Here is a 25,922-nt window from a genome sequence, read left to right as displayed (position 1 = left end):
GTAACAGCTTAAGGACAGGTGATTTTGACTTTTTGCTGGTATTGCAAACAACGCTGCTTGGCTACCGGCACCAAATCGGTGTACCACAGCGATTTTTGCATTGCATTGACATTGCCCGCAATCGAAGCTGGGTAATACAACCAAATTTCCTCCAACCATTTTTTCGCCGCTGCCTCTTGGCCACTGCGGTATTGGTACATGCCCCAGCGTATGGCATAGGAATTATAAGGTCGGTATTCGGCCACCAAACGTGCGTTTTCCACCTCATCTGCCACTTCTGTGCCTTGGTAAGCATCGAAACTGCGCTCGATTAAGGCCATGCGCGCATAATAATTCAGCAAGTATTCATGCTCGATTAAGGCATGTATTTTGGCTTTTTTCTCGGCGGCGATGGCAGGGGTTTCATTCTTGGCCACACCGTATACCGCCATGATGGCGTTATAGGCAAACAACAAACGGATAACCATGGCCAAAGCCACCACCGTCAACACACTTGCAGCGAGATTCAAACGTGGGCAGCCACTGTGTTCTCGCAGCGTATGCACGGCTGTGCGTGGCACCAAGGCCCAAAACAAGGCAAACGGCAATAAGAAATACACATACCACAATGGGTATTCCAGCAAGCTGTGACACACGGTTATCGTGGCCAAAGCCAAGATGAAAAAGCTTTCAGGCCGCTTGGCGTATTTAAAACACGCCCACACCAGTACCAAAAAGCCACCGGCCAACCACAAAGTGCCCAGTAAACCCACCTCAGACAGCAATTGCAACAGCGAATTGTGGCAATGGGTAAACAATACCCCCACGGTGCGCAAGCCAGACAAATCGGGCAAGGCGCCATGCAGCAACACACTTTGCGAGGATGAACTGCCCCAACCATGCCCTGTCCACGGACTGTTTAAAAACGACAGCCAGGCTTTGTGCCATTCGACACTGCGAGCTGTATCAACCACATGGACAGAATTAACCAAACGATCCAAACCTGTATTGGTCTCAGAATGCAAAAATACACTCAATGCTTTCTTCAAACCATATTGAGCTGTAAAAACCCAAAACAAAGTACCCAATATCTTTAACAACAATGATTGATATTCACGACCTGCCCACATTCGCCACACAATTGCCAATAAACTAATGGCAATTAAATAGACGATTAAAGTACGTGAGCTGATTAGGCCCATACATATACCCAACCACACCACCAAAAGAAATGGCAACACTCTAGGTAACACTTTTGTATGACTCAGATAAAGAATACTGACCATACCCCACATCAAATAATGACCCAAATGGTTACGCTGTCCTAATTGCCCCATGATGTTTTCAGTTGCTGAATAAGAAACCAGGCCATGGAACTGTTTGGTCAAGCCCAAGTATTGCATCCACATTACCAGCGTTTGTAGCAATACACCCATTAATAGACCTAAAGCAATCCAACGCAATAATGGTGTTTCACTCTCTTGCTGCCAACTGGCCAAAGCCCAAGTACTGAGCGCCACCACCAGCAATACCACTGCAGTCAAATCCACTTGTGAGACCCAACTGATGTCCATCAGCCTCGCCTGTAGCGCAATTAAGGCAGCAAACACCGCAAACATCACGCTGATAACAGGAGGTTTGTGGGTGAATTTGCCCATTAAGGTCACACCCAAAACCATGCACAAGGCCAAAATGGTCGAGGTTGATTCAATGATAAAACCACCTTGCGGCCCCACGCGCACATTCATTAAAAAAGGCACGCTCATCAAACACATCAAAGCAGCCACAGCCAAGGCTTGACCTAGGGATTTTCGGTAAAAAGCAAACACATTATTCATTGGGACACACGGGAGTTGCGGCAAAAGATTAAGCACGCGATAAAGAAAACAAGACTGAACACCACTTCCAGGGCCGCACACACGCGGCTTAAAGGATCGGCATCAAACAGGCGCATCACGCCTTCGGCGAAGTAAAACAAGATTAACATGCTGCTGTATTGGTAGGTATAGCGGCGGCCTTTGACGATGCTGGGCAAGATGGCCAGCAAAGGCAAGGCCTTGAGCACCATCCATGAACCACCGCTGCGCAGCGGTGCCAAAAACCATTCCCACGCCACACACACCGCCAACAACAATACCAAACTGGCGATGCACAGCAAACGCGCTCTTTGTATGTGGGGATTGGTTGCCAATACCATGTCAATACTCATCCATTACCTCTGCCAACGCTGTTGATTTAGGCCGCACAAACCGGCACACCTGCAAACCGGCTTCATACAAAATCACAATCGGTACTGCCAACATGATTTGTGAAATCACATCCGGTGGCGTCACAATGGCCGCCACCACAAACGCGCCGACAATCACGTAAGCACGAGCGGCTTTTAATTGCGCCAAACTGACCACACCCATGCGACACAGCAATACCACGATTACCGGCGTTTCAAACGTGATGCCAAAAGCGACAAACATGCCCAAGATAAACGACAAATACTTATCGATATCGGTGGCCATGCTCACGCCTTCCGGCGTCACATGTGCCAAGAATTTGAACATGGTCGGAAACACCAAGTAATACGCGAAGGCCATGCCAGCAAAAAACAGCAATACCGTTGAAATCACCAAGGGCAACACCAGTTTTTTTTCATTTTGGTACAAAGCCGGCGCGACAAATGCCCACACCTGCCACAAGGTATTGGGCAAACTGGCCAAGAAAGCCAGCATCAACGTCACTTTCATCGGCACAAAAAACGGCGCAATCACATCGGTGGCGATCATTTGATTGCCGGTTGGCAAGCTGCTCATTAAAGGCTGTGCGACAAAGGTATACAGCTGTTCTGAAAACGGCACCAAGGCCACGAAACACAGTAGCAAGCCGACCAAAGTGCGGATTAAGCGGCTTCTGAGTTCGATTAAATGTTCGATTAAGGGTTGGGTATCATCCATGACGGCTCTGCTTCAGTTGCCGGCGCGCACCGATGCGCTGCGCCTGCCGATTGATGTGTTGGTAAGGACGCACGTCTTTGCGGCGGCGACGGCTTTGCTGCGCTAAAGCGACATGTTGGCCACTGTGATATGCCGCCTCTTGCGCGGCCGCTGTCCATGCCCGCTCTGCGGCCATATCGTCATCGTCGCTGCTCAAACCAAAGTCTTCAGGCCGCCTTTGTGGTGGCAATTTGTCCCAATATGGGATGTCATCCACCTCTTGTTTGACTTGCTGCAATTGCGCCGCTTGCGCGCGTATATCCTCGCGTATGGTCTGTGCCGACGCCTGAAACTCATCGCGCATTTGCTTCAAATCGTCGACCGCAATTTCGGCGCTGATTTCGGCTTTGACGTTGTGCACCAAGTTTTGTATCTTGGCCATCCAACGCCCCAAAAAACGCGCTAAGGCCGGCAAACGCTCCGGCCCTAACACGATTAATGCCACGATGGTGAACAGCAGTATTTCACCAAAACTCAATTCAAACATGAATTACACGTCTTTTTTCTCGTGTTCTATCACATCGTCTTTGGCTTTTTTGGCGGCCTCAATTTCGGCATTGCCTTCGTTCATGCCTTTTTTAAAGTCATGTACGGCGCCGCCGATGTCACGACCGGCATTGCGCAATTTTTTGGTGCCAAATATCAATACCACCACAACCAAAACGATGATCCAATGCCAAATAGACAAACCACCCATGATGCTTCCTTTACTGATGTGTGCTTACTGTGGCTGCAAAGCTTGTTTGCAGCGATTATTTCAAACTGGGTCGGCCTGTAAGGTGGATGTGCAAATGCGGCACTTCTTGTCCTCCAGCCCGACCCGTATTAATGCGGGTTTTAAAGCCTTGTGCCATGCCTTTTTGCAAGGCCAGCTCAGGGATTTTCAACATCAATTGCGCCATTACGGCCGCATCATCGGCCTGTAAATGTGCCAAAGAGGCAATGTGTTTCTTAGGAATGAGCAACAGATGCACCGGTGCTTCAGGATGCAAGTCTTCAAACGCCATGATGGCATCGTCTTCATACACCACTTTTGCAGGCAGCTCGCCTGCCACGATGCGACAAAACACACAGTTATCCATAGCCACTCCCAATGTGCGCCGTATTATAAGCGCATTTTGCCCTCAATTCGCCAACAAACCACCTGTTTTAACAAAGCTACCAAGTGGTTTGCTTATCAATGCGGCGAAATCATGTCTTCAGGCCGCACCCACGCATCGTATTGCTCAGCACTGACCAAACCGCTGGCCAAGGCTTCTTCGCGCAAAGTCGTGCCATGATGGTGGGCGGTTTTGGCAATTTTTGCAGCCGCATCGTAACCAATGTGCGGTGCCAATGCTGTGACCAACATCAATGAATTTTCCATCAATTGCTGGATGTGCGCCTCATTGGCCTGTATGCCCACCACACAATGTTCGGCAAACGACACCATCGCATCGGCCAGCAAGCGAATGGATTGCAACACATTGTAAGCAATCACCGGCTTGTACACGTTCAATTCAAAATGGCCTTGGCTCGCCGCCACGCTGACCGTGACATGGTTGCCCATCACTTGTGTCGCCACCATGGTCAAGGCTTCGCATTGGGTCGGGTTGACTTTGCCCGGCATGATGGATGAACCGGGTTCATTTTCAGGCAGACTCAATTCGCCCAAACCCGAACGCGGGCCTGAACCCAAGAAACGAATGTCGTTGGCGATTTTGAGCAAGTCTGCCGCCAACGCATTCAAGCTGCCATGAAACTGGTTTAAAGCACCATGACTGGCCAAGGCTTCAAATTTATTCGCCGCGGTTTTAAACGGCAACGCGGTCAATGCTGCCACTTTGGCGGCAAAATCAGCGGCAAAATCAGGGGTGGAATTCAAGCCCGTGCCCACTGCGGTGCCGCCTTGCGCCAAGTAACACACATCGACCAAGTTTTTCTGTATGCGCGCTTTGCCATATTCCAGCGCCGCGCGGTAACCAGAAAACTCTTGCCCCAAGGTAATCGGCGTCGCATCTTGGGTATGGGTACGGCCAATTTTGATGATGTGGGCAAACTCGTCTTCCTTCGCTTGCAATGCGGCCTGTAACACATTCAAAGCAGGCAAAAGCAAGCGTTCGGTTTCGATGACGGTGGCGATGTGCATGGCAGTAGGGAAAGAATCGTTAGACGATTGGCCCATATTGACGTGGTCGTTCGGGTGTACTGGTTTTTTGCTGCCTTTTTCGCCGCCCAACAATTCAATGGCGCGGTTGGAAATCACCTCGTTCACGTTCATATTGGTTTGCGTGCCCGAACCGGTTTGCCACACCACCAACGGAAATTGGTCGTCCCACTTACCGGCTTGGATTTCTTGCGCAGCAGTGATAATGGCCTCAGCCAAGGTCGCGTCCAGCTTGCCCACGTGGTGGTTGACCGCAGCAGCCGCTTGCTTGACCAGCGCCAAGGCATGAATCAAGGGCAAGGGTTGGGTTTCGCCGCCGATTTTAAAATTGTGGCGCGAACGCTCGGTTTGCGCGCCCCAATACTTGTCCGCTGGCACTGCTATGGCGCCAAAGCTGTCGGTTTCTGTGCGTACTTCAGACATGGTTGTTTTCCTCAGAGTGATGGTTTACTGGTTTATGAGGGTAATCCACGCAATGAGTTTGTTTTTTATTTGGCGCGCGACGCTTTTTCGTCTATGCCCGAGATGTTTTGACGGCGTTGTAATTCCATCAACACATCTTCGGCGCGCAAGCCATGGTAACCCAACAACACCATAGAGTGAAACCACACATCGGCCACTTCTTTGATGATGTGCAATTTGTCGCCATCTTTAGACGCCATCAACACTTCGCCGGCTTCTTCGATGACTTTTTTCAAAATCGCGTCTTCGCCTTTGTGCATCAATTGCGACACATACGAGCTTTCGGCCGCTGCTTGCTTGCGCACTTCGATGACATCAGAGATTTCTTTCAATACTTCATAGTTTTGCATATCGCTTATTCCTTGTTGCCGCCATAAATGTCGGCTTCATTCTTTAACACTGGGTCTACCGTGTGCCATGCACCATCGCGCCACACTTGGTAAAAACAGCTTTGCCGGCCGGTATGACAGGCAATGCCGCCTTTTTGCTCGATGTGCATCACGATGGCATCGCCATCACAGTCCAAACGCAATTCATGCACCGCTTGGGTATGGCCCGATTCTTCGCCCTTCATCCACTGTTTTTGGCGCGAACGGCTGTAGTAATGGGCAAAACCGGTATTCACGGTTTGTTCTAAGGCTTCGGCATTCATCCATGCCACCATCAACACGCGTTCGGTAATATGGTCTTGTGCAATCGCACACACCAAGCCATTCGCGTCCCATTTTACTGCGTTTAATAAAGCGTTCTTTTGCGTTGTGTCCATATTTGCGTTTACAGGCCGCATTTAAAGCGGCCTTAACCTCATTGAATTTTGTGTTTGTCAGCGCCGATTACAAGCGCACTTCGATGCCCGCTTGTTGCATCGCCAATTTGGCTTCGCGTATCGACACCTCGCCAAAGTGAAAAATGCTCGCAGCCAAGACCGCATCGGCCTTGCCTTGTTTCACGCCTTCGACCAAATGCTGCACATTGCCCACACCGCCAGACGCGATAACAGGAATGTCTACCGCTTCACTGATGGCGCGGGTCAAGGGCAGGTTAAAGCCGATTTTGGTGCCGTCTCGGTCCATGCTGGTGAGCAAAATCTCGCCAGCGCCGCGCGCTTGCATATTGCGCGCCCACTCTACCGCATCCAAACCGGTTTCTTTGCGACCGCCGTGGGTAAACACTTCCCAACGCGTGTTGTCGGCATTCACCGCCTTGGCATCTATCGCCACGACAATGGCTTGCGAACCAAAGAAACTGCTGGCTTCGTTCACCAAATCAGGATTGGTCACAGCGGCGGTATTGATGCTGGCTTTGTCCGCACCCGCATTCAATAAGCGGCGCACATCGGCAACCGAGCGCACGCCACCACCAACAGTCAACGGAATAAACACCTGACTGGCCACGCGCTCAATCACATGCAAAATGGTGTCGCGATTGTCAGAACTGGCGGTAATGTCCAAAAAGGTAATTTCATCCGCACCCTCATCGTTATAGCGTTTGGCAACTTCTACAGGGTCACCCGCGTCGCGCAAAGACAGAAAATTCACGCCTTTGACCACACGACCGTTGTCCACATCCAAACAAGGGATAATGCGTTTTGCTAACATGCATACTCATTTCTTGCCGTTTTGTTTCGGCACTCGCGCCACGCGCGCACTCAAACCATGAAAGATGGCGATGCCAAACATCACCGTGCTGAAGACCAACCACCACAGCCACACCTGATTGGTGGTGCTCATTAAGCCTATGGTGGCGATGACAGGGGCAAACAGCCAATTGACCAGCAACAGGCCACGCCCACGCACACTTTGCCGTGGCTGACTGAGCAAAGCCAAGATGGGCGCCAATAACATAAACGCCAACACCCCCCATGACAAGGGGTCCATATTGCTTTGCCAGTAGGCGTAGCCTGTAGACAGATTGTTGGGTTCAGCAACAGAATCCCGCGTTTGTTGCCACCACAAAGCGATAAAAACCACACCGTGTAACAACACGGTTAACAACACTCGTAACATGAATCAGGCGTCTACTAACTCGTCAGCCAATTCTTGAGCTGGTTTGAAATCAATCGCGCCTTCGTATATCGCACGACCGGTCACCGCGCCTTCAACGCCGCTGCTTTCCACTTCACACAAGGCGCGAATGTCGTCCAAATTGGTCAAGCCACCCGACGCAATCACTGGCACAGACACGGCTTCGGCCAATTTCACCGTCGCTTCAATGTTCACGCCTGACAACATGCCGTCGCGGCCGATGTCGGTGTAAATGATGCTGTTAACGCCGTAATCGGCAAAGCGTTGGCCCACTTCGGTCACATGGTATTTGGTCACTTTGGCCCAACCATCGGTGGCCACCAAGCCATCTTTGGCATCCAAGCCGACAATGATTTGATTCGGGAAGGCATCGCAAGCATCGCGCAAGAATTGCGGATTTTTAATCGCCGCAGTGCCGATGATGACGTAGCTCAAACCCAAGTCCAAGTATTTTTCGATGGTGTCCAAATCACGGATGCCGCCGCCCAATTGCACCGGTACATCGTCAGACACGGCTTCCAATATGCTTTTAATCGCACCCAAATTTTGAGGTTTGCCCGCAAACGCCCCGTTCAAATCCACCAAATGCAAACGACGCGCACCTTGTTTTACCCAGTGCACCGCCATATCAACTGGCTTATCAGAAAACACCGTTGCGTCTTCCATCAAACCTTGGCGCAAACGCACACATTGACCGTCTTTCAAATCGATGGCAGGAATCAATAACATAGTCGTACTCGAATATCACAATAAAAGAGATTAAAAATCGCTGTGCCCGTGCGCCCGTGCGCGCTGGCAAAGCCTGTTGTGTCAGTGGCCATCCGGCCTGTAAAAAAACAGCGCGAATGATTCTACCGCTATTTTGCCCAATGTGCGTGCGCTTCACTGGCATTTTTTCATAAATGCAGCATCGTCACGACACCATCAAACTTATTTACTTAGAATAATCAACGACATTGAGTTTACAGGCCGCTTGCAAATTGCACAATACTGCTGAGCACTTAAGCTTGTCCATCCCAAGCCATGAAGTTTTGCAGCAATTGCAAACCGGCATCGTGGCTTTTTTCGGTGTGAAATTGGGTGGCAAACACATTGTCACGCCCTACCACACAGGCAAACGCCTCAGGATAATCGCTGCGACCCAAGACGATATTGTCATCGCTGGGGGCAAAATAATAGCTGTGCACAAAGTAAAAACGCGCGTCTTGCGCCACACCGGCAAACAATGGATGCGCACGCGTTTGGTGCACTTGATTCCAGCCCATGTGCGGCACTTTCAATTTGTCGCCATGCGCGTCTTGCAAACCGGTGGCAAAGCGTTTGACCGAGCCTTGAAACCAACCCAAGCCAGCGGTATCGCCCTCTTCGCTCACATCAAACAACAATTGTGCGCCAACACAAATGCCAAAAAACGGCTTGTTATTCAAACCATCAGCCACCGCCTCACCCAAGCCGCTTTGTTGCAAAGCCGCCATGCAGTCTGGCATCGCGCCTTGACCGGGGAAAATCACTTTGTCTGCTTGGTACACAATGTCAGGGTCTGCGGTCAACACAATGTCAGCAGCGACACCGGCGCGCTGTTGCGCTGCCTGCGCCGATTTCAACACGGAATGCAAATTCCCCATGCCATAATCCACAATGGCAATTTTCATGATATTCAAATCCTTAAACGTAAGAATAAAAAGCGGCCTGTAAGGTTTACAGGCCGCTTGGATCAAGCTTAAGCGGTTAACGTGCCTTTGGTGGAAGGCATGACACCGGCCATGCGCTCATCGAATTCAACCGCCATTCTGAGTGCACGTCCAAACGCTTTGAAGATGGTTTCGGCTTGGTGGTGGGCATTGATGCCACGCAATTGATCGATGTGTACCGTCATCATGGCGTGGTTAATCAAGCCATGGAAAAACTCACTGAACAAATCCACATCAAAACGACCGATGACCGCACGGGTGAATTCGACGTTGTAAGTCAAACCCGGACGACCGGACAAATCCAACACCACGCGGCTCAACGCCTCGTCCAAAGGCACATAGCTGTGGCCATAGCGGCGGATGCCGACTTTGTCGCCTATCGCTTGCTTTAAGGCTTGGCCCAAGGTGATGCCGATGTCTTCGACGGTATGGTGGTCGTCGATGTGCAAATCGCCTTTACAGGTGATGTCCATGTCTATCATGCCGTGGCGGCAGATTTGATCCAACATGTGTTCCAAAAACGGGACGCCGGTATCGAAACGACCGACGCCTTTGCCATCCAAATTGATGCTAACGCTGATTTGGGTTTCCGAGGTATTGCGACTGACGCTGGCGGTACGCATATTAAGCTTTTGTTCCATACAGTTTCTGCATGACACCTAAGACTTGTTGATTTTGCTCAGGCTTACCGACGGTAATGCGCACACATTGGTCTAACAAGGGATGCACACCATGCAGGTTTTTAATCAAAATATTTGCATCCAGCAAGGCTTGATGCAAAGCTTGGGCATCGGGTACACGCATGGTGATGAAATTGCCTTCGGAGGGGAAGACGTGAATTTGTGACCAGGCTTTGAGCATGGTGCGCATGCGTTCGCGTTCCGATTTTTGCTTATTAATGTGTTCATCAATAAACTGATGGTATTGTAAAGCAAATTTGGCCGCCGTGAGGCTTAATTGATTCATATTATAAGGCGGGGTGATTTTTCTGAGTTCGTGCATCACGCTCGGATGACCGACGGCATAGCCTACACGTATGCCAGCAAAGCCTATTTTGCTCAAAGTGCGCAAAACCACCACGTTTTCGATGCTGCCCGCTTGCGACAAAAACGTGTGCGATGAGAAGGCGCCATAGGCTTCATCTATCACCACCAGACCGGGCGCTGCGGCAATAATGCGATTGACATCATCGACGCTGAACGGCACGCCGGTAGGATTGTTCGGGTAAGCAATGAAAATCAACTGCGGTTGGTGCTCGGCGATGGCCGCCAATACCGCTTCCACATTCATCGTAAAATCGTCATTCAACGGTACGCCCACGTATTTCATGCCAAAAAATTCGGCATTGACGCGGTACATCACAAACGACGGCTCCAAGGCCAACATGGTACTGCCCGCTTGGCCGGTGAGCATGGTCAACAAGCGGATTAACTCGTCTGAGCCTGTGCCCAATAAAATATCCGCGCCAGCATCAATTTTGTGCAAGGCGCGGATGGCGTCGGGCAAACCTCGTGCATACGGTGTCGGGTAAAGACGCAACGGCGTATTGGTCAATTCTTTCGCCAACTCGGCTTTTAAATCGTCGGCGTATTCGTAAGGGCTTTCCATCGCATCCAGTTTGATGCAATCAGCTGGCACTTCAGTCACTTTGTAAGCCGTCATGGCCAAAATATCAGCACGGATAATTTGATTCAGCTGCATGGTTTCGCCTTTGTTTGTGTTTTTGATGGGTATCATGATTGAAACATTGCCAGTCATGCTGGTTTTCACTCTAGCATAGTTTGGAATCAACCGGATTGCGCTAAGTGCAAACTTTTTATGCTGTATTGCAATATATTCTGCGCATTTCCATGCCCATCTCACCGCAACACCTTGCTTTACATTGCCATTATGCAAACAGGGTATCTTGTCGCAACTGGACGCAAAAAACCCGCCTGTGCTAAGCTGGACGCTTGTTTAAGCCTAGATTTCATCCCCTTGAACGCATTTTCCCGCCCATTTGCCTCTGTATTGCACCGCCACTTGTGGCTGTGGGTTAGCCTATGGGCAGTATTATTGGGTAGCATGGTGTGGTTAGGCAGTATGGTCTTGGCCGTCCAGTCTCTGCCCCATGCGGCGATGCTGGCCAATATGCATCCACACTCAGCTGTATCTATATCATCACCAACCCATGTCTCTGCACACGGTGCATCCCACCTGTCCAAGGGACACAACCCAACTTTACCCACACACATGGCTAGTGCATCTGCCAGCGCGGCGCATTGTGCCAATGCTGACAGTGCTTGCACCACCCAGCCGCATCACAGCAGCGATTGTTTGTGGCAATGCCTGATGTTGTGCATGGCACATGTGTTGTTGTTCGTATTGGGCTGGTTAAGCGGCCTGAAAATCCAGCCTGTGGCCTATGCAGCGCTGTGTTTGCGTTTCAAATCGTCCTCCTTAAAACGCCTGTTAAAACCTCCTAAAACACGGTGTGTGCCCGCATAAACCGACCCACTTTATTTTTTTAGGAGTTTTACGATGATCAATCGACGCCGATTTTTAACTTATGGCATAGGCGTGAGCGCCGCCAGTTTGGCCATGGCTTGCAACAAAAGCGCCGCCAACAGCGATGGCCATGCCATGCACGGCCAAGCTGCCTCTCCAGCTGCGAATGCCATGTCGCACCAAAATATGGACCACAGCGGCCACCAAATGGGCGGCATGAATGGCATGAACCACGCCACCAACCCCGACGATTTGCTGCCAGTACAAGCCTTGCCTGTGGGTGCAGCCTTGGCCGCTTTGCCACTGTTGGCGAATGAATCCAAACAAGCCGGCAAATTTACAGGCCGCTTAACAGCCAAAGCACACACACTGTCTTTGGCCAAAGGCGTGCAATCGGAATTTTGGTTGTACAACGGCGTCTTGGGTGGCCCCCAAATCGTTGTGTATGAAGGCGATGAGGTCAGCATCCATTTCACCAATGAATTAAAGCAAGAAACCACCGTGCATTGGCATGGATTGCCTGTGCCCCCAGAACAAGATGGCAACCCACACGACCCAGTCAAACCTGGTCAAAGCCTCACCTATACCTTCAAACTGCCGCAAGGCTGCGCTGGCACCTATTGGTACCACACCCATGCGCATGAATTGTCGGCCGAACAAGCGTTTCGCGGCTTGGCTGGCACGTTTATCGTCAAAAGCCGCCAAGACCCAATGGCCGATTGGCCTGAGCAACATTGGTTGTTCACCGATTTGCGTTTGGACAAAAACGGCAAGATTCCTGACAACAATATGATGGACTGGATGAACGGGCGTGAAGGCCAGTTTGTGCTGTTGAATGGTCAGTTGCAGCCGAAAATCAGCATCAAAACCGCCACGCGCATCCGCGTGTGGAATGCCTGCAATGCGCGCTATTTGAAGCTGCACATTCCCGATTGCGACATCATCGTCATCGGCACCGACGGCGGCTTATTGGAGCGCCCGCAAGCACCGGTATCGGAATTGCTGATTGTGCCAGCCGAGCGCTATGAAATCGTGCTTAAGCCACGCAAAACGGGTATGTTAAGCCTGCAAAACCTGCCGTATAACCGTGAAAAAATGATGGAGAAATTCCATCCCGTCACCACTCCTTTGGCGCAAATCGTCTATACCGCCAGCGATAAGGCTTTGCCCAAACATTTGCGCAGCCTGCCCTCATTTGGCAAGGCCACGGCCGAACACACCGTGGGTTTTAGCGAGGAAATGGGCGCGGGTTTGAAACAAATGTTCAAGGTCAATGGCAAGACTTTCGACATGCAGCGCATCGATGCCACCAGCAAACTCGGTGCTACTGAGGATTGGCTGGTCAGCAATGCCTCGCACATGGACCATCCGTTTCATTTGCACGGCACCCAGTTTGAAATCATCGAGTTCATCGACAGCGCCGAATCGAGCAAACCGGCCTACCGCAGCCTCAAAGACACGGTCAACCTCAAGCCTTACCAAAGCGTGCGCGTGCGCTGCCGCCAAGACTTTGCCGGCTTGCGCATGTTCCATTGCCATATTTTGGAACACGAGTCTTTGGGCATGATGGGGCAAGTGATGGTCAAAGCCTAAGTTTGCTGGCATTAACTTAAACAAAAAGCGTGTTGCGACAACACGCTTTTTTTGTTTTACAGGCCGCTGTATTTGCGTTAATGCGGCATGGCTTGTAAAGCCATACTGTCCACTCTCAATCTATCAACTTTACCGCTTGTTTCTCTTAATATAAGCGGCCTGTAAACGGTGTAAGTAATGATAGGAATTCATTGATGCTAATGCAGCACAGCAAACCCTAGGTTTTACAGGCCGCATTTATTCACGTTTATTGATGAAAACACAAATGCTCTTAGCACTGCTGCGCCGCTTAGGCCAACTCAGCCGTAAAAGACAACCAAGCCCTACTCGCCATTGCACAGCCAACACATTGCCCGCTCATTGCCACACAAAATTGCCCAATAAAAAAAGCGTGCCTTTGGGCACGCTTTCATCAGTTACAGGCCGCTTGCATGGGGTTGCCCACTTGCAAGCAAGCGCATCTTAGTAACGGTAATGATTCGGTTTGTACGGGCCTTCTTTAGGCACGTTGATGTAAGTGGCTTGCTCATCCGACAACACGGTCAATTTCGCGCCGATGCGTTCCAAATGCAAACGTGCCACCATTTCGTCCAAGTGTTTAGGCAACACATACACTTCGTTTTGGTAGTCTGCGCCGCGCACGTACAACTCGATTTGACCCAATACTTGGTTGGTGAAGCTGTTGCTCATCACAAACGATGGGTGACCTGTTGCACAACCCAAGTTCACCAAGCGGCCTTCGGCCAATAAGATGATGCGTTTGCCGTCTGGGAATTCGATGTGGTCGACTTGTGGTTTGATGTTGTCCCAGTTGTAAGCGCGCAAGCTGGCGACTTCGATTTCGCTGTCAAAGTGACCGATGTTGCACACAATCGCTTGGTCGCGCATCGCTTGCATGTGGTCGTGGGTAATCACGTTCACATTGCCAGTGGTAGTCACGAAAATGTCGGCTTGGTCAGCCACATCGTCCATGCGCACCACACGGTAGCCTTCCATAGCGGCCTGTAAAGCACAAATCGGGTCGATTTCAGTCACCCACACGGTCGCGCCCAAGCCGCGCAAGCTTTGTGCGCAGCCTTTGCCCACGTCGCCATAACCAGCAACCACGGCAATTTTACCGGCAATCATCACGTCAGTAGCGCGTTTGATGCCGTCTACCAAGCTTTCGCGGCAGCCGTACAAATTGTCGAATTTAGACTTGGTCACTGAATCGTTGACGTTAATCGCAGGGAATGGCAATTCGCCACGCTCTTGCATTTGGTACAAGCGGTGTACGCCTGTGGTGGTTTCTTCGGTCACGCCTTGGATGTGTTTCAAGCGTTTAGAATACCAGTTGGCGTCTTGCGCCAAATGCGCTTTGATTGAAGCGAACAACACGGTTTCTTCTTCATTGCCCGGTTTGGCCAACACAGAAATGTCGGTTTCGGCTTTGCTGCCCAAAATCAACAACAAAGTCGCGTCGCCACCGTCGTCCAAAATCATGTTGGCTTCAGAGCCTTCAGGCCAGTTGAAGATTTCGTGCGCGTATTCCCAATAGTCTTCCAAGCTTTCGCCTTTGTAAGCGAATACCGGAATGCCAGCTTCAGCCACCACAGCAGCAGCGTGGTCTTGGGTCGAGAAAATATTGCACGAAGCCCAGCGCAATTCCGCGCCCAAAGCCACCAAGGTTTCCATCAACACGCCGGTTTGCACCGTCATGTGCAAAGAGCCGGCAATGCGCGCGCCTTTCAATGGTTTTTCTTCGCCATATTTTTTGCGCAAGGCCATCAAGCCTGGCATTTCGGTTTCGGCGATGTTGAATTCTTTGCGTCCCCAAGCGGCGAGACCGATATCAGCAATTTTGTAATCTGACACGAGTGTGTCCTTTCCACGGTTTGAATGAATGAGTGCCGTTGTATTGCGAGCCTGAGGTGTTCCCTGCAGCACTCCTCGCACGAAGCGGCCATTATAAAAGAGATGGGTTTAAAACCCAAGTTAAGAAGCGTTGCGGTGCGCAAGCGCCAAAGCCGTGTTCAATCCAACCAATGCGGCCGGTAATGCGAGATGGCCATGTATTCGGAGCCGACCAAGCTCGCGCACAAGATAAGAAACAAATAGATGCGGTTGCTGTCAAAACCGGCCACCCAATAATCCCAGCTGCACGCGCTGGCGAACGTGTCCAAAAACTTGTCCCAATTGCCAAAGAAGATGTAAAACAAGCCCCAGAAAAAGGGCAAATTGACGATGAATAAGATAATGAGTATTTTCAAATCCCGCCTCCTGTGCACCGTTGCTGACCAAACTGCGAACGCGGCTTAAAACAACACATGGTATTCCGATGCCAACAAAGACAGCGCCAACACCGCATACCACAGCGCACGTGTGGGCACAAAATACGTGTGTTCTGAGGCGAAAATGCCTTCGACCGAATCGATAAAGTCATCGACATCGCGAAACATCACCCATGCCAAGCCCCACAAGGCCAAGCCATTGAGCACCACCAAGCCGAGTATTTTCAACCAGAGCCACACAACGCTTCATCCTGTTGCCCGTAAAAAAACCGATGGCTGTAAGCCACACAGCCGCTTATGCCACAGTATAACGCGCTGCTTGCCTAAGCCATTGCGCCAAATCAGTTTACAGGCCGCATATTGGATGCTGACCACTTAAAGGAAGTGCTGAACGTTCAGTTGCGCATGCTTCCATCAAACCCACAGCTGCACGCTTAGCGAAAGAACAGAAAATACTCCGACACCACCAAACTCAAACACAGTAGCAACCATAGCAAGCCTTTGAATTCAGACCATTCCACATCCACTGAATCATGGCGAAAAATCGACACAATATCGGGCGTCAAAATATGGCGAAAGGATTCAACAAAATCGTCCCAGTCCTTGAACATCACATACCACAAGCCCCAAAACGCCAACACGTCGACCACAATCAACACCAGTAATAAGCCCATCATTCACCTTTCGTCATGGTTTATTTGGACAATAAGCTTTACAGGCCGCTGTATAAGTCATGATGGCATCACGGCGTCAGCATCAGTCTTGTCTAGGCTTCGGCGCGGCTGTTGGTACAGGGTTTGCGGCGGCATCGTCAGCGTCGGCGGTGTCCAAACCCTCTTGCGCACGCAATTCTTGTTCCAATTGGCTGAACGCGTCTTCAACCTCATCCCAATGCGCATTGCTGGCGTCGGCATCCACGCCTTGCACTTTTTTCATCAGGTTCAATACCTGTTTCATGTCCATTTCGCCCGCGTCGTCAAACACGGCCTGTAAGGACTGTTCCATCTCGGCTTGGGTGTGTTGCCATTTGTCGCGCAAGGCCAAGTCTTCAGGCGACAGACTGCGCTCTTCTTCCTCGGCAAACAGGATTTCGGCGTCGATGATGGCATTGTATTCGGGCGCAAACACAAAATCGCTCTCCTCCAAGGCCTCGACGTATTCTTCCAGCCATTCGCCAAAAGACGCGGCTTTCAGTTCGATTAAGGCGTCGTCGTGGTAATAATGGATGACTTGGCCGGCCGTGCCGTCGGCGCTGGGGTCAAAATCCCAACACAGGTGATTACCAGCGCCATCGTGACCAAACGGTATCCATTTCGGCGACCACCACAGCGAGCGCACCGCTTCATCATCCGGCGCGCTCTGACCTTCTTCATCGTTGGGAAAGTCGCCACTGTCGTACAAGCCTTTCCACACGCCCCATTCTTCGGCAATGCGCGCCAAGCTCAGCCACTCTTGCCCTGCAAACACATAGGCGCTGTCCTCGTTTTGACCATTGCAGACGCGGTACACCGCTTTGATGTCTTCCGGCAATTGCAACCACAGCGCCGCTTCCAGCTCGCTGAAATCGGCCTCGCTCGCGCCCTCGTTCAATTGCAAGATGGCGTCTGGATGTTGTTTTTGGATTTTTTGGATGGCTTTTTGCAAGCGTTGCGCCAAGGCTTGTGACATGGTTTTCCCTTAATGTGTATTGGCCATCTATGGCTGTATTGAATCTGTCGCATCTTATCACAAGCGTGTGGGCAAACTAAAAGCGGCCTGTAAACCTGTGTATTGTGTTTACAGGCTGCTTGTTTGGCTTATTGCAACACGCTGCGCGTTTGTGTCGGCGTGTGGCCGAATTGGCTGCGGTAAGCCTTGCTGAAGCTGGAGGCATTGGCAAAACCACAGGCCAAAGCCACGTCCATGATGGATTTGTGTGTTTGTTTGAGCAGGCGCTTGGCGTGTTGCAAACGCACTTCGGCATAGTATTGCTGCGGCGATTTGTTGAAATACGTCTTGAACCAGCGCTCCAATTGCCGCACCGAGATGCCCAACAATTGCGCCAATTCGTATATCGGTAATGGGTCTTCCAGATTTTTGTCCATCAACACCAAGGCTTCAACCACATAGTTGTAACCGCTGTTTTGCTGTTGCGGCAGCGGGATGTGTTGCGGCTCGTCTTGGCTGCGCAACACCGACAGCGTGAATTGTTCGGCGATGGCTTCGGAGAGCTTGCGGTCGTGGTGCAAACGGATGATGTTAATGCACAAATCCAGCGGCGCCGAGCCGCCCGAGCAGGTATAGCGCTGGCGGTCTAAGGTGTAAATGGTGGGATTGAACTGCACCTGAGGAAACGCTTCTTTGGCCGCCAACATGTTTTCCCAATGGATGCTGGCTTGGTAATCGTCCATCAAACCGGCATCGGCCAAGGCATAAGCGCCGGTGCAGATGCCGCCCAAAGCCATGTTTTGCTGTCCCAAACGCTGCAGCCACGAACGCAAGGCGGCATTGTCCATCTTGCTCAAATCAAAACCACCACAAACAAACACCATGTCGCATGAGAGCAAGTCGGCCATGCTGGCGGTGTGGTTAACCGAAATGTGGTTGCTGGCGGTGGTGTGACCATTGACCAAACCGGCCACCGAAAAGCGATACAAGTCTTGTTTGCTGACGTAATTGGCCATGCGAAATGCTTCGATGGCATTGGCAAAGGCAATCATGGTAAAGCCTTCTACCATGAGAAAACCGATGTGACGGGGGATAAATTGCACTTGCATGATGACGATTGCTCCTTGTAGGCGGCGCTAAGTCAGACACGATTGTGTCGCATTGAACACACAGCCGTCTGCCTGCGCTTTTTATGATGTGGCTCAGATGATGGGTAAACACCCACACCTTGTCAATTGGCACTGAGCCCAATAATACCTACAAAGGAGAAACACCATGATGACCCAAACCGATTTGCCGAGCTTGATTACCATCGAAAACGGCCACAAAGCCACCCCAACCTTCAGCTTGGCCGAATACCAACGCCGCCAAGGTTTGTTGCGCCAAAAAATGGCCGAATTGCAAATCGACGGCGTGTTGTTCACCTCGTATCACAACATCAATTATTACGGCGACTTTTTGTATTGCTCGTTTGGCCGCTTCTACGGCTTGGTGGTCACTCCTGCCAAAGTGGTGTCGATTTCCGCCAATATCGACGGTGGCCAACCATGGCGCCGTACCGTCGGCGATTACAACGTGGTGTATACCGACTGGCAACGTGACAATTATTTCAAAGCCTGCGCACAAGAATTGCCGAACAAAGGCCGCATCGGCATTGAGATGGACAACTTGCCTTTGGAACGCTTTGCCAAATTACAGGCCGCCATGCCACAAGTAGAGTTTGTCGACATCAGCGCCGCGTGCATGCGCATGCGCATGGTCAAATCGGCTGAGGAAATTGAATTCATTAAAAACGGTGCCAATGTCTGCGACATCGGTGGCTTTGCCTTGCGCGACGCCGTGGCCGAAGGCGTGCCTGAGCACGAAGTGGCTTTGGCCTCTACTCAAGCGATGATCCGCGAAATCGCCCGCCGTTATCCTGACAGCGAATTGATGGATACTTGGACCTGGTTCCAATCTGGCATTAACACCGACGGCGCGCACAACCCTGTGACCACGCGCAAAGTGCAAAAAGGCGATATCTTGAGCCTCAATTGCTTCTCGATGATTTCCGGTTATTACACCGCCTTAGAGCGCACCATGTTCTTCAATCACGTTGACGATGCTTCATTGAAATTGTGGGAAGTGAACGTGGCAGTGCATGAAGCAGGCTTGGCCTTGGTGAAACCAGGCATACGCTGCTGCGACATTGCGCATGAATTGAACAAAATCTACGAAGCGCATGATTTGTTACAATACCGCACTTTTGGTTATGGCCACTCGTTTGGCGTGTTGTCTCACTATTATGGCCGCGAAGCTGGTTTGGAATTGCGTGAAGACATAGACACGGTATTGGAGCCGGGCATGGTGATTTCCATTGAGCCAATGATCATGCTGCCAGAGGGCATGCCAGGCGCCGGTGGTTACCGTGAACACGACATCTTGGTGGTAGGCGAAAGCGGTGCCGAAAACATCACCAAATTCCCATACGGCCCAGAACACAACATCATCAGCCAATAATAAAAAGGCCAACACCTGACAACAAGCATTTCTCTGGCCCGCTCGCAAGGGCGGGTTTTTGTCTACAAGGAGAAACAACCATGCAAGTCTCTATCCCTGCCGACAGCACTGCTGCGGCTGCGCAGGCGCGCACCCAAAACCTAAAAAAAGCCGCCTCCGCTTGTTTCATCGGCAATTTTGTCGAATGGTTTGACTATGCCGCCTATGGCTATTTGGCCACCGTCATCGCGGTGGTGTTTTTTCCCACTGAAAACGCCTTGGTCGGCCTGATGTCAGCATATGCAGTGTTTGCGCTGTCGTTTATGGTGCGGCCTGTTGGTGGCGTGTTTTGGGGCTATATCGGCGACAAATATGGCCGCCGCCCTGCCTTGTCGTGGTCGATACTCATCATGACCATGTCTACTGTGTGCATCGCCTTATTGCCCGGTTACGCCAGCATCGGTTATGCCGCACCAGTAGCTTTGCTGCTATTGCGCTTAGTACAAGGCTTTTCGGCTTCGGGCGAATACGCGGGCGCTTCGGCGTTTTTGGCCGAATACGCGCCCAAACACCAACGCGGCTTTTACACCAGCCTCGTGCCGGCCAGTACCTCGGCAGGTTTGTTATTGGGCTCGTTAATGGTCGCCGGCATGTATGCGTTTATGAGCAGCGAGCATTTGCATGAATGGGGTTGGCGCATTCCGTTTTTGCTCGCCGCACCCTTGGGTTTAATCGGTCGCTACATCCGTTTGCGCTTGCAAGAAACGCCGGAATTTGCGGCGCAACAAGCGGCGCATGTGGAAAAAAACACGCCGATATTTGAATTGTTCAAACACCACCGCAAAGCGATGCTGATTGCGTTTTGTGTGGCGTGTTTGAATGCGGTGGCGTTTTACATGATTTTGAGCTATATGCCGACTTATTTGTCGACCGAATTGGGCATGGGCAAGACCGAATCGTTTGTGTCGGCCACTTTGTCGCTGCTCACTTATATCGGCTTTATCTTCTTCATGGGCAAGCTGTCGGACAAATTTGGCCGCAAAACCATGTTGATTACCGCCTCCATCGTTTTCATCGCCGCCACCGTGCCTTTGTTCAGCGCCTTACAAGGTGCGGGCTTCTGGGCCATCGTCGCCATCCAAATCGCTTTTGGCTTTATGCTGGCGATGAACGACGGCAGTTTGCCGGCCTTATTGAGCGAATTGTTCCCCACCGATGTGCGCTATTCAGGTTTTGCCTTCACCTTTAACTGCGCCAATGCCTTGCTCGGCGGCACCGCCCCTTTGTTCGCCACTTGGCTCATCCAACAAAGCGGCAGCGCCATGGCACCCGCATGGTATTTGATCGCCATCGCCGGCGTGTCTTTACTGGCCTTGTTCAGCATTAAGAAATTGCATTAAGCCAGCTTTGGGCAAAACAAGCGGCCTGTAAACCCTCAATCAAAGGTTTACAGGCCGCTTAAATTATTTGACACCCGGGAAATACTGATTAAGCAAGAAATAATCGTTCACCATTTCTGTTAGTGTTTCTTTTTCAATACGTACTTTTTCCATTTTATAAGCATACTCTGATTGGTTCAACTGCCCAGTAGCATACAAATCCTGAATTTTTTGAGATTCAGCCGCCAATCTATCAAATAAATATTCTTGGTTATCTACCTGTTCAAAATAAGTATCAAACTTCTCCCCCAAACAAATGACTTTCCATGCTTTATCAAACATCCTCTCATAATCAGTGACATCAATGGTGCTGTATTGTATTTGTATAAATTTATTTGTTTTAGGATAGATAAATCTACTGTAAACCATTTGATTGTACGCATTATTCTCTCCCACATAACCACACACAAAATCGGGATAATTATCTGACTCCTCCACCTCTTTGAACACAATATCGCTACTAATCAGACCACCTGATGTAATCGAATTTTCAATTTCCAGCTTAAGGGAGATTATCTCCCAAGCCTTCATCAACATTTGCGTAACATACACTCCAGCCCCTGTCATCAAAGTACCGATAATCAGTGCTAACAACATATTTCTAGGAGTGGATAATACTTTTTGGTACCAGCCCTTCAAAACCTCTAATCGGCTTTGTTTGAAAGTAACATCATATCGGCGTTTTCTTTCCCTATTAAGAAGGAAATTTTTACACAGCAATATGGCTTTACGATCACGTCCATCATGCTCCGCCTTATGTATAGCTTGCTGAATAATATTGATTTTATTGGTTTTTTTAATACCAAGAAACTCATATAAATTGGTATTCCTATCACTCAAATCTACTTGAAACAACTCTGGATATGTACACTTAAGTTGCTCATCATATTTGCCCCTGATATGAGGATTTAACAACCAGTTTTTTGCTTTTCGTAAGGTGCTTTCCGTGATTGAATTTTCCGCATAGTGTTTGGCAATTGCAGCTTTGATCTCATCATCTGTTGCATTAACACTGATACCTAATAATTCATACAAATTCACCATCTCAACACTCCAATGTCTTTAGTAGAATATTTCAATTGTTGACAGTAGCAATTATCCCCTTACTACTCCAAATAACATTCTCCATGGCATTGCTGAGCTATATCCCATGTCATTTAAACCTATTCAATGAAGTCATACTGAAACCTAAAAAATAAAATCGTCAGCTAATAATTTATTCCCGGATACAGTTGTGTCACCAGTTGGTGTTCATTGACTATCTGAACCAATGCTTGCCTTCTCTGACTCAAATCATTCATACGACTGTGATAATATCTTGGATCCAGTAAAGAAGATGAATATTGGGCATTGATATCCTTGATTTCAGCATCCAATTTATTGATTAAAACATATTGCTGTTCTACTTTAGGAAAATACAATTCATATTTATCTTCCATACAAATGACCTTCCAAGCCTTATCAAAAACTCCTTGATTGTCACCTATGGTTTCCATTTCAAATTGCACTTTTTTACTGATTTTTGGATAAATAAATCTTCGATAACTGATTCGATTATTAGCATGAAGTTGGCTGACATAGCCGCACACAAAATCAGAATCATTTTTGGGCTCATACACCATTTTGAAATCAATTTTATGCAAATATACTCCTCCTGAAGTCATGGTATCGACAATTTCCAGTTTGGCTTCAGCTATATCCCAATATCTCATCATCACTTGTGCCACATATCCAATAATCATCATGACAGTCACACAGATGGCGATGGATATAAAAATGCTTTTAGGTGTAGCCACTGCTTTTTCATACCAAGGTTTCATCCTTTGCAGCCAATTTTTTTGATGCTAAGGTCGTATTTACGCTTTCTTTCTTTGTTTAAAAGAAAATTCTTACACAAAGATATGCTTTTACTGTTGCGCCCCTCTTTTTGTGCCTTGTGAATTGCCTCTTGAATGACGTTGGTTTTACTGTTGGCCTTGATACCAAGAAACTCATACAAATTGCCATCTTCGTAAGGCAATTCATCTTGAAACAACTCAGGATAGCTTGCTTGCAATTGTTCGTTATATTTGGAACGTATTGAGGGGTTTAATAACCATATTTTGGCTTTATGTAACACTTCATCAGAAATAGAGCTATCCGCATAATGTTTAGCGATAGCAGTTTTGATTTCTTCGCTTGTTGATTGAATGCTAATACCCAATAATTCATACAAATTCACCATGTCTGCATCCTCAATTGTCATCAATGGAATAATAACTCTTTTCAAGAAAAGCAACTTAGAATCTACTCCTTATTGGCTCTCTCCCGTACTCAATGGTATTGAACAAATCATACACATCTGTGATTTTAAAGTTACTTATGCATATAGGCTAAATACAACAGGTTACGATTTACTGTTTATATTGCATTTAAAAGCATAGATTACGATTTTGATGCTTATCCAGCCAATTGTCATACTGAAACTATCCTACAACAACAGTCTAGCTTATAATTGTCTGTAATAATTACCCTCTCAAGAAACGCCATGATACGCACCGCCACTGCCGCCGATTTGGATGCCATAGATGCGCTCTACCAAGCCCATTTTGAACATGAGCGTATACACGGTGCTTATACCGTGTTTGAAGCTGGGGTGTATCCCACGCGTGCCCATGCCGAAGCAGCCTTGCAAGCGCAAGGCCTGTATGTGTATGCAGACGCCAATGGCCAAGTCTTGGCCAGCCTCATCATCCACGCCGCCCAACCTGCCGAATACCAACACATCGCTTGGCCCAGCGCCGCTGCTGCCGCTGAGGTTTGGGTTTTGCATTTGCTGATGGTACACCCCAGTTTGGCTGGGCAAGGCATCGGTGCCAGCTTAGTGCGGTTTGGTCTGGATTTGGCCGCCAAGCGCGGCTGCACCGTGGTGCGTTTGGACACCGGTGCGCAAAACCTGCCCGCCGTGGCCTTATACCGCAAACTCGGCTTTGAACTGGCGGCGCAAACCGACATGCAAGTCGGCGGCGCCATCGCCCACCGCGACCATTTATTCTTTGAAAAAACCTTGTGATATTGATAGATGCGGCCTGTAAAGCTTAAACAGATTTACAGGCCGCATGATGGCTTTGATATGTCTTGTGACTCACGTATTCATCTATGTCGAATGTCACTTAGGCAAAATACAGCGTAAAGCTTAGTCAACAAGCGCCTTGTAAGCAAACGTTTGTATTCTTCATTTTTGGCGACTCATTTGTATCTCCTTTTAGGGAATAAAACCTGAGCAAAAAATCAGTGGGCCATTGCACATAGGCATATGCTGATATGCTATATTGAGCTGAAATTCTAATAAACCACCCCGAGGAATTTCATGCGCGAATTATTTTTAAAACAGCAGACGCCAATATTTATTGCATATTTGTGCTTGGTTTCAATTTTTGGGATTTATTTTGATGAAGTCAGCACGGGTACGTATTTTCCAGCAGAAATCTTATTGTTTTCTTGTGCGTATCTTAATTTTAGGCTCAATAAAGACCAACAATCCAGTGATGCTTTATTACTGATCGCCATGCTTCTGACCATCTGTATTTTCATTGTAAGGATGATTGATGGTTTTGAGGCTACAAAAATGATTGTTTTATCTGGACTTTACTTTGTGCCGATGATGACATGGTGTGTATTGATTTATGTGTTTTATTTGTATAAAAAATAGTCACTTGGAAACGCAGCCGTCAAGCATCGAACAACTTAAGGTGCCTAAAATGAAGCTAAAACTGTTGATTCTTATTGCCAGCACTTTACTGTCTGCCTGTTCATTGTCCCATGAAGAAGCAATCGAAAAGTCAAAAACCAGTTGTCTGAACACGCTGCATCCGGTCAAGAGCAGAGACGATTTCATCGGCCAAATGTTTGCAACGGCACTAGAGGACGACTGTTTGTACCATTTCACCCCCCACTGAGCTGGAAAAAATTTGGGGCATTCCTGTCTTTGATTTGGTTCCACCAGCTGCAGGCACAGACCTGCATAAACCACTGAATAAGGACATTCCGTCACCAATTGGTTTGTATGTGGAAAAAGTCGACAGACCAAAAAGGAAGGTGTTTTATGTACAAATGACGATGAATGAATTGAATCAATCTTTTAGCATCTTTCCAGAAGGACGTTTCCCCAATATTTTACCCAAGCCCAAGTCTTTTGCTTTGAGCGAAGCGGCATTAACCCATCCTCCAGCATACATTCCTCCCTACAAATCTCATCCGCAAGCTCACATTAAGGCAGGTAGAACGTATTACTGGATTGATGACGAGCGCGCGGTGGCGGTCACCAGCATGGTCGGTGAAGTGGCATATCTTTATTTTACGAACAATCGAGATAGAACCGATTTATCTGATAAAAATCTTGCTTTGGAAAACCATTCTGAATAAAAAAGCTTAAAAAACTTTGGCGATGAAATGAAAAGTAGGCGTACCTATTAGCATCTGTTAAACCTTCATCCCATCACTGTTAGCAGCAACGACGTACAGCATCCAGCCCTAGGGCTATGGTCAACAAATGGGGTTTTGAATACCCATAGCATGGCCTAACATTGATTATATGGTTGGCGGCACAGCCAACACCTTATTGACGAGGCTGGCCATACAGCCACACTGTCTGCATGTCTGACCAAGCGTTGACCCTCACTGCAATACCAATAAAGCGGCCTGTAAACCCCATACTCGGTTTACAGGCCGCTGCTACACACT

At 49.1% G+C, this 25,922-nt stretch carries 30 protein-coding genes, 1 pseudogene and 1 riboswitch; of the genes and pseudogenes, 7 read left to right on the top strand and 24 right to left on the bottom strand.

All coding sequences use genetic code 11. The features are described from left to right. Positions 1-8: 8 nt before the first annotated feature. The 15 genes and pseudogenes from BN3003_RS08450 to hisC all read right to left on the bottom strand — a co-directional run bounded on the left by BN3003_RS08450 (position 9) and on the right by hisC (position 10,987). Positions 9-1,817 carry a PglL family O-oligosaccharyltransferase gene (locus tag BN3003_RS08450; RefSeq protein ID WP_058356188.1) on the bottom strand — a complete coding sequence of 603 codons (1,809 nt, stop codon included), beginning with the start codon at positions 1,815-1,817 and terminating at the stop codon, positions 9-11. After that, the gene (locus tag BN3003_RS08445; RefSeq protein WP_407701096.1) at positions 1,814-2,188 is read right to left on the bottom strand and encodes a DUF2069 domain-containing protein; all 375 of its coding nucleotides are present in this window, start codon (positions 2,186-2,188) and stop codon (positions 1,814-1,816) included. Before BN3003_RS08445 ends, BN3003_RS08450 begins: the two co-directional genes overlap by 4 nt. Further along, positions 2,178-2,924, bottom strand: coding sequence for a twin-arginine translocase subunit TatC (gene tatC / locus BN3003_RS08440; protein ID WP_058356186.1), 747 nt, complete (start codon positions 2,922-2,924; stop codon positions 2,178-2,180). The genes BN3003_RS08445 and tatC overlap by 11 nt, the downstream gene beginning before the upstream one ends. After that, positions 2,917-3,450: a Sec-independent protein translocase protein TatB gene (tatB, locus tag BN3003_RS08435; RefSeq protein WP_058356185.1), complete on the bottom strand. Its 534-nt coding sequence runs from the start codon at positions 3,448-3,450 to the stop codon at positions 2,917-2,919. The genes tatC and tatB overlap by 8 nt, the downstream gene beginning before the upstream one ends. A gap of 3 nt (positions 3,451-3,453) precedes the next feature. Next, positions 3,454-3,660, bottom strand: a complete 207-nt coding sequence (gene tatA, locus BN3003_RS08430; protein ID WP_058356184.1) for a Sec-independent protein translocase subunit TatA — start codon at positions 3,658-3,660, stop codon at positions 3,454-3,456. A gap of 55 nt (positions 3,661-3,715) precedes the next feature. Beyond that, complete coding sequence (locus tag BN3003_RS08425; protein ID WP_058356183.1) at positions 3,716-4,045, bottom strand: histidine triad nucleotide-binding protein; 330 nt, start codon at positions 4,043-4,045, stop codon at positions 3,716-3,718. A 95-nt stretch (positions 4,046-4,140) separates the two neighbouring features. Beyond that, positions 4,141-5,532: a class II fumarate hydratase gene (gene fumC, locus BN3003_RS08420; RefSeq protein ID WP_058356182.1), complete on the bottom strand. Its 1,392-nt coding sequence runs from the start codon at positions 5,530-5,532 to the stop codon at positions 4,141-4,143. A 65-nt stretch (positions 5,533-5,597) separates the two neighbouring features. Continuing rightward, positions 5,598-5,921: a phosphoribosyl-ATP diphosphatase gene (locus tag BN3003_RS08415; protein WP_058356181.1), complete on the bottom strand. Its 324-nt coding sequence runs from the start codon at positions 5,919-5,921 to the stop codon at positions 5,598-5,600. A gap of 5 nt (positions 5,922-5,926) precedes the next feature. Next, complete coding sequence (hisI, locus tag BN3003_RS08410; protein ID WP_082625607.1) at positions 5,927-6,337, bottom strand: phosphoribosyl-AMP cyclohydrolase; 411 nt, start codon at positions 6,335-6,337, stop codon at positions 5,927-5,929. Positions 6,338-6,404: 67 nt separating this feature from the next. Next, positions 6,405-7,169, bottom strand: coding sequence for an imidazole glycerol phosphate synthase subunit HisF (gene hisF / locus BN3003_RS08405; RefSeq protein WP_058356179.1), 765 nt, complete (start codon positions 7,167-7,169; stop codon positions 6,405-6,407). Positions 7,170-7,175: 6 nt separating this feature from the next. Next, positions 7,176-7,577 (bottom strand): hypothetical protein, encoded by a 402-nt coding sequence (locus BN3003_RS08400; RefSeq protein ID WP_058356178.1) that lies wholly within the window; start codon positions 7,575-7,577, stop codon positions 7,176-7,178. A gap of 3 nt (positions 7,578-7,580) precedes the next feature. Continuing rightward, positions 7,581-8,324 (bottom strand): 1-(5-phosphoribosyl)-5-[(5-phosphoribosylamino)methylideneamino]imidazole-4-carboxamide isomerase, encoded by a 744-nt coding sequence (hisA, locus tag BN3003_RS08395; RefSeq protein WP_058356177.1) that lies wholly within the window; start codon positions 8,322-8,324, stop codon positions 7,581-7,583. 272 nt (positions 8,325-8,596) lie between these two features. Then, positions 8,597-9,247, bottom strand: coding sequence for an imidazole glycerol phosphate synthase subunit HisH (hisH, locus tag BN3003_RS08390; RefSeq protein ID WP_058356176.1), 651 nt, complete (start codon positions 9,245-9,247; stop codon positions 8,597-8,599). A 68-nt stretch (positions 9,248-9,315) separates the two neighbouring features. After that, a pseudogene (gene hisB, locus BN3003_RS08385) lies at positions 9,316-9,906 on the bottom strand (imidazoleglycerol-phosphate dehydratase HisB); the annotation flags it as partial. Positions 9,907-9,910: 4 nt separating this feature from the next. Beyond that, on the bottom strand, positions 9,911-10,987 hold the full coding sequence (gene hisC, locus BN3003_RS08380; protein ID WP_058356289.1) for a histidinol-phosphate transaminase: 1,077 nt from the start codon (positions 10,985-10,987) through the stop codon (positions 9,911-9,913). A gap of 531 nt (positions 10,988-11,518) precedes the next feature. Here hisC and BN3003_RS08370 point away from each other — a divergent pair. Both BN3003_RS08370 and BN3003_RS08365 read left to right on the top strand, forming a co-directional pair. Then, positions 11,519-11,773, top strand: a complete 255-nt coding sequence (locus BN3003_RS08370; protein WP_058356173.1) for a hypothetical protein — start codon at positions 11,519-11,521, stop codon at positions 11,771-11,773. 33 nt (positions 11,774-11,806) lie between these two features. Then, complete coding sequence (locus tag BN3003_RS08365) at positions 11,807-13,366, top strand: multicopper oxidase family protein (RefSeq protein ID WP_234333044.1); 1,560 nt, start codon at positions 11,807-11,809, stop codon at positions 13,364-13,366. Positions 13,367-13,828: 462 nt separating this feature from the next. Here BN3003_RS08365 and ahcY read toward each other — a convergent pair whose 3' ends face one another. The 6 genes from ahcY to BN3003_RS08335 all read right to left on the bottom strand — a co-directional run bounded on the left by ahcY (position 13,829) and on the right by BN3003_RS08335 (position 18,392). Beyond that, positions 13,829-15,220, bottom strand: coding sequence for an adenosylhomocysteinase (gene ahcY / locus BN3003_RS08360; RefSeq protein WP_199822568.1), 1,392 nt, complete (start codon positions 15,218-15,220; stop codon positions 13,829-13,831). 23 nt (positions 15,221-15,243) lie between these two features. Next, positions 15,244-15,301: riboswitch (S-adenosyl-L-homocysteine riboswitch) on the bottom strand. Positions 15,302-15,378: 77 nt separating this feature from the next. Then, positions 15,379-15,615 (bottom strand): hypothetical protein, encoded by a 237-nt coding sequence (locus BN3003_RS08355; protein WP_058356172.1) that lies wholly within the window; start codon positions 15,613-15,615, stop codon positions 15,379-15,381. Between the two features lie 45 nt (positions 15,616-15,660). Further along, positions 15,661-15,876 (bottom strand): hypothetical protein, encoded by a 216-nt coding sequence (locus BN3003_RS08350; RefSeq protein WP_058356171.1) that lies wholly within the window; start codon positions 15,874-15,876, stop codon positions 15,661-15,663. A 194-nt stretch (positions 15,877-16,070) separates the two neighbouring features. Next, positions 16,071-16,313: a hypothetical protein gene (locus tag BN3003_RS08345; RefSeq protein ID WP_147645396.1), complete on the bottom strand. Its 243-nt coding sequence runs from the start codon at positions 16,311-16,313 to the stop codon at positions 16,071-16,073. A gap of 79 nt (positions 16,314-16,392) precedes the next feature. Then, positions 16,393-17,304, bottom strand: a complete 912-nt coding sequence (locus BN3003_RS08340; protein WP_058356169.1) for an SMI1/KNR4 family protein — start codon at positions 17,302-17,304, stop codon at positions 16,393-16,395. A 128-nt stretch (positions 17,305-17,432) separates the two neighbouring features. Further along, the gene (locus tag BN3003_RS08335; RefSeq protein WP_058356168.1) at positions 17,433-18,392 is read right to left on the bottom strand and encodes a GlxA family transcriptional regulator; all 960 of its coding nucleotides are present in this window, start codon (positions 18,390-18,392) and stop codon (positions 17,433-17,435) included. A gap of 166 nt (positions 18,393-18,558) precedes the next feature. Here BN3003_RS08335 and BN3003_RS08330 point away from each other — a divergent pair, with 166 nt between their 5' ends. Both BN3003_RS08330 and BN3003_RS08325 read left to right on the top strand, forming a co-directional pair. Continuing rightward, positions 18,559-19,782 (top strand): M24 family metallopeptidase, encoded by a 1,224-nt coding sequence (locus BN3003_RS08330; protein WP_187119852.1) that lies wholly within the window; start codon positions 18,559-18,561, stop codon positions 19,780-19,782. Positions 19,783-19,862: 80 nt separating this feature from the next. Continuing rightward, entirely contained in the window at positions 19,863-21,161 is a 1,299-nt protein-coding gene (locus BN3003_RS08325) for an MFS transporter (RefSeq protein WP_058356167.1), read from the top strand. A 63-nt stretch (positions 21,162-21,224) separates the two neighbouring features. Here the strand turns inward: BN3003_RS08325 and BN3003_RS08320 are convergent, their stop codons facing one another. The 3 genes from BN3003_RS08320 to BN3003_RS08310 form a co-directional block, all read right to left on the bottom strand. Further along, positions 21,225-22,244, bottom strand: coding sequence for a J domain-containing protein (locus BN3003_RS08320; protein ID WP_058356166.1), 1,020 nt, complete (start codon positions 22,242-22,244; stop codon positions 21,225-21,227). A 164-nt stretch (positions 22,245-22,408) separates the two neighbouring features. Beyond that, positions 22,409-23,020: a hypothetical protein gene (locus BN3003_RS08315; protein WP_058356165.1), complete on the bottom strand. Its 612-nt coding sequence runs from the start codon at positions 23,018-23,020 to the stop codon at positions 22,409-22,411. After that, positions 23,017-23,424, bottom strand: coding sequence for a hypothetical protein (locus tag BN3003_RS08310; protein ID WP_147645394.1), 408 nt, complete (start codon positions 23,422-23,424; stop codon positions 23,017-23,019). Before BN3003_RS08310 ends, BN3003_RS08315 begins: the two co-directional genes overlap by 4 nt. Positions 23,425-23,727: 303 nt before the next feature. Between BN3003_RS08310 and BN3003_RS08305 the strand changes: the two genes are divergently transcribed. From BN3003_RS08305 to BN3003_RS08290, 3 genes are all read left to right on the top strand, one after another. After that, positions 23,728-24,252, top strand: coding sequence for a GNAT family N-acetyltransferase (locus BN3003_RS08305; protein WP_058356163.1), 525 nt, complete (start codon positions 23,728-23,730; stop codon positions 24,250-24,252). 297 nt (positions 24,253-24,549) lie between these two features. Further along, complete coding sequence (locus BN3003_RS08300) at positions 24,550-24,891, top strand: hypothetical protein (RefSeq protein ID WP_058356162.1); 342 nt, start codon at positions 24,550-24,552, stop codon at positions 24,889-24,891. 356 nt (positions 24,892-25,247) lie between these two features. Beyond that, entirely contained in the window at positions 25,248-25,604 is a 357-nt protein-coding gene (locus tag BN3003_RS08290; protein ID WP_147645392.1) for a hypothetical protein, read from the top strand. Positions 25,605-25,922 lie beyond the last annotated feature (318 nt).

Source organism: Vitreoscilla massiliensis (assembly GCF_001457815.1).
In the GTDB taxonomy this organism is placed as follows: Bacteria; Pseudomonadota; Gammaproteobacteria; order Burkholderiales; family Neisseriaceae; genus Vitreoscilla; species Vitreoscilla massiliensis.
Note: the sequence above shows the minus strand (reverse complement) of the source record. Positions and strands in the feature narration are given on the sequence as shown.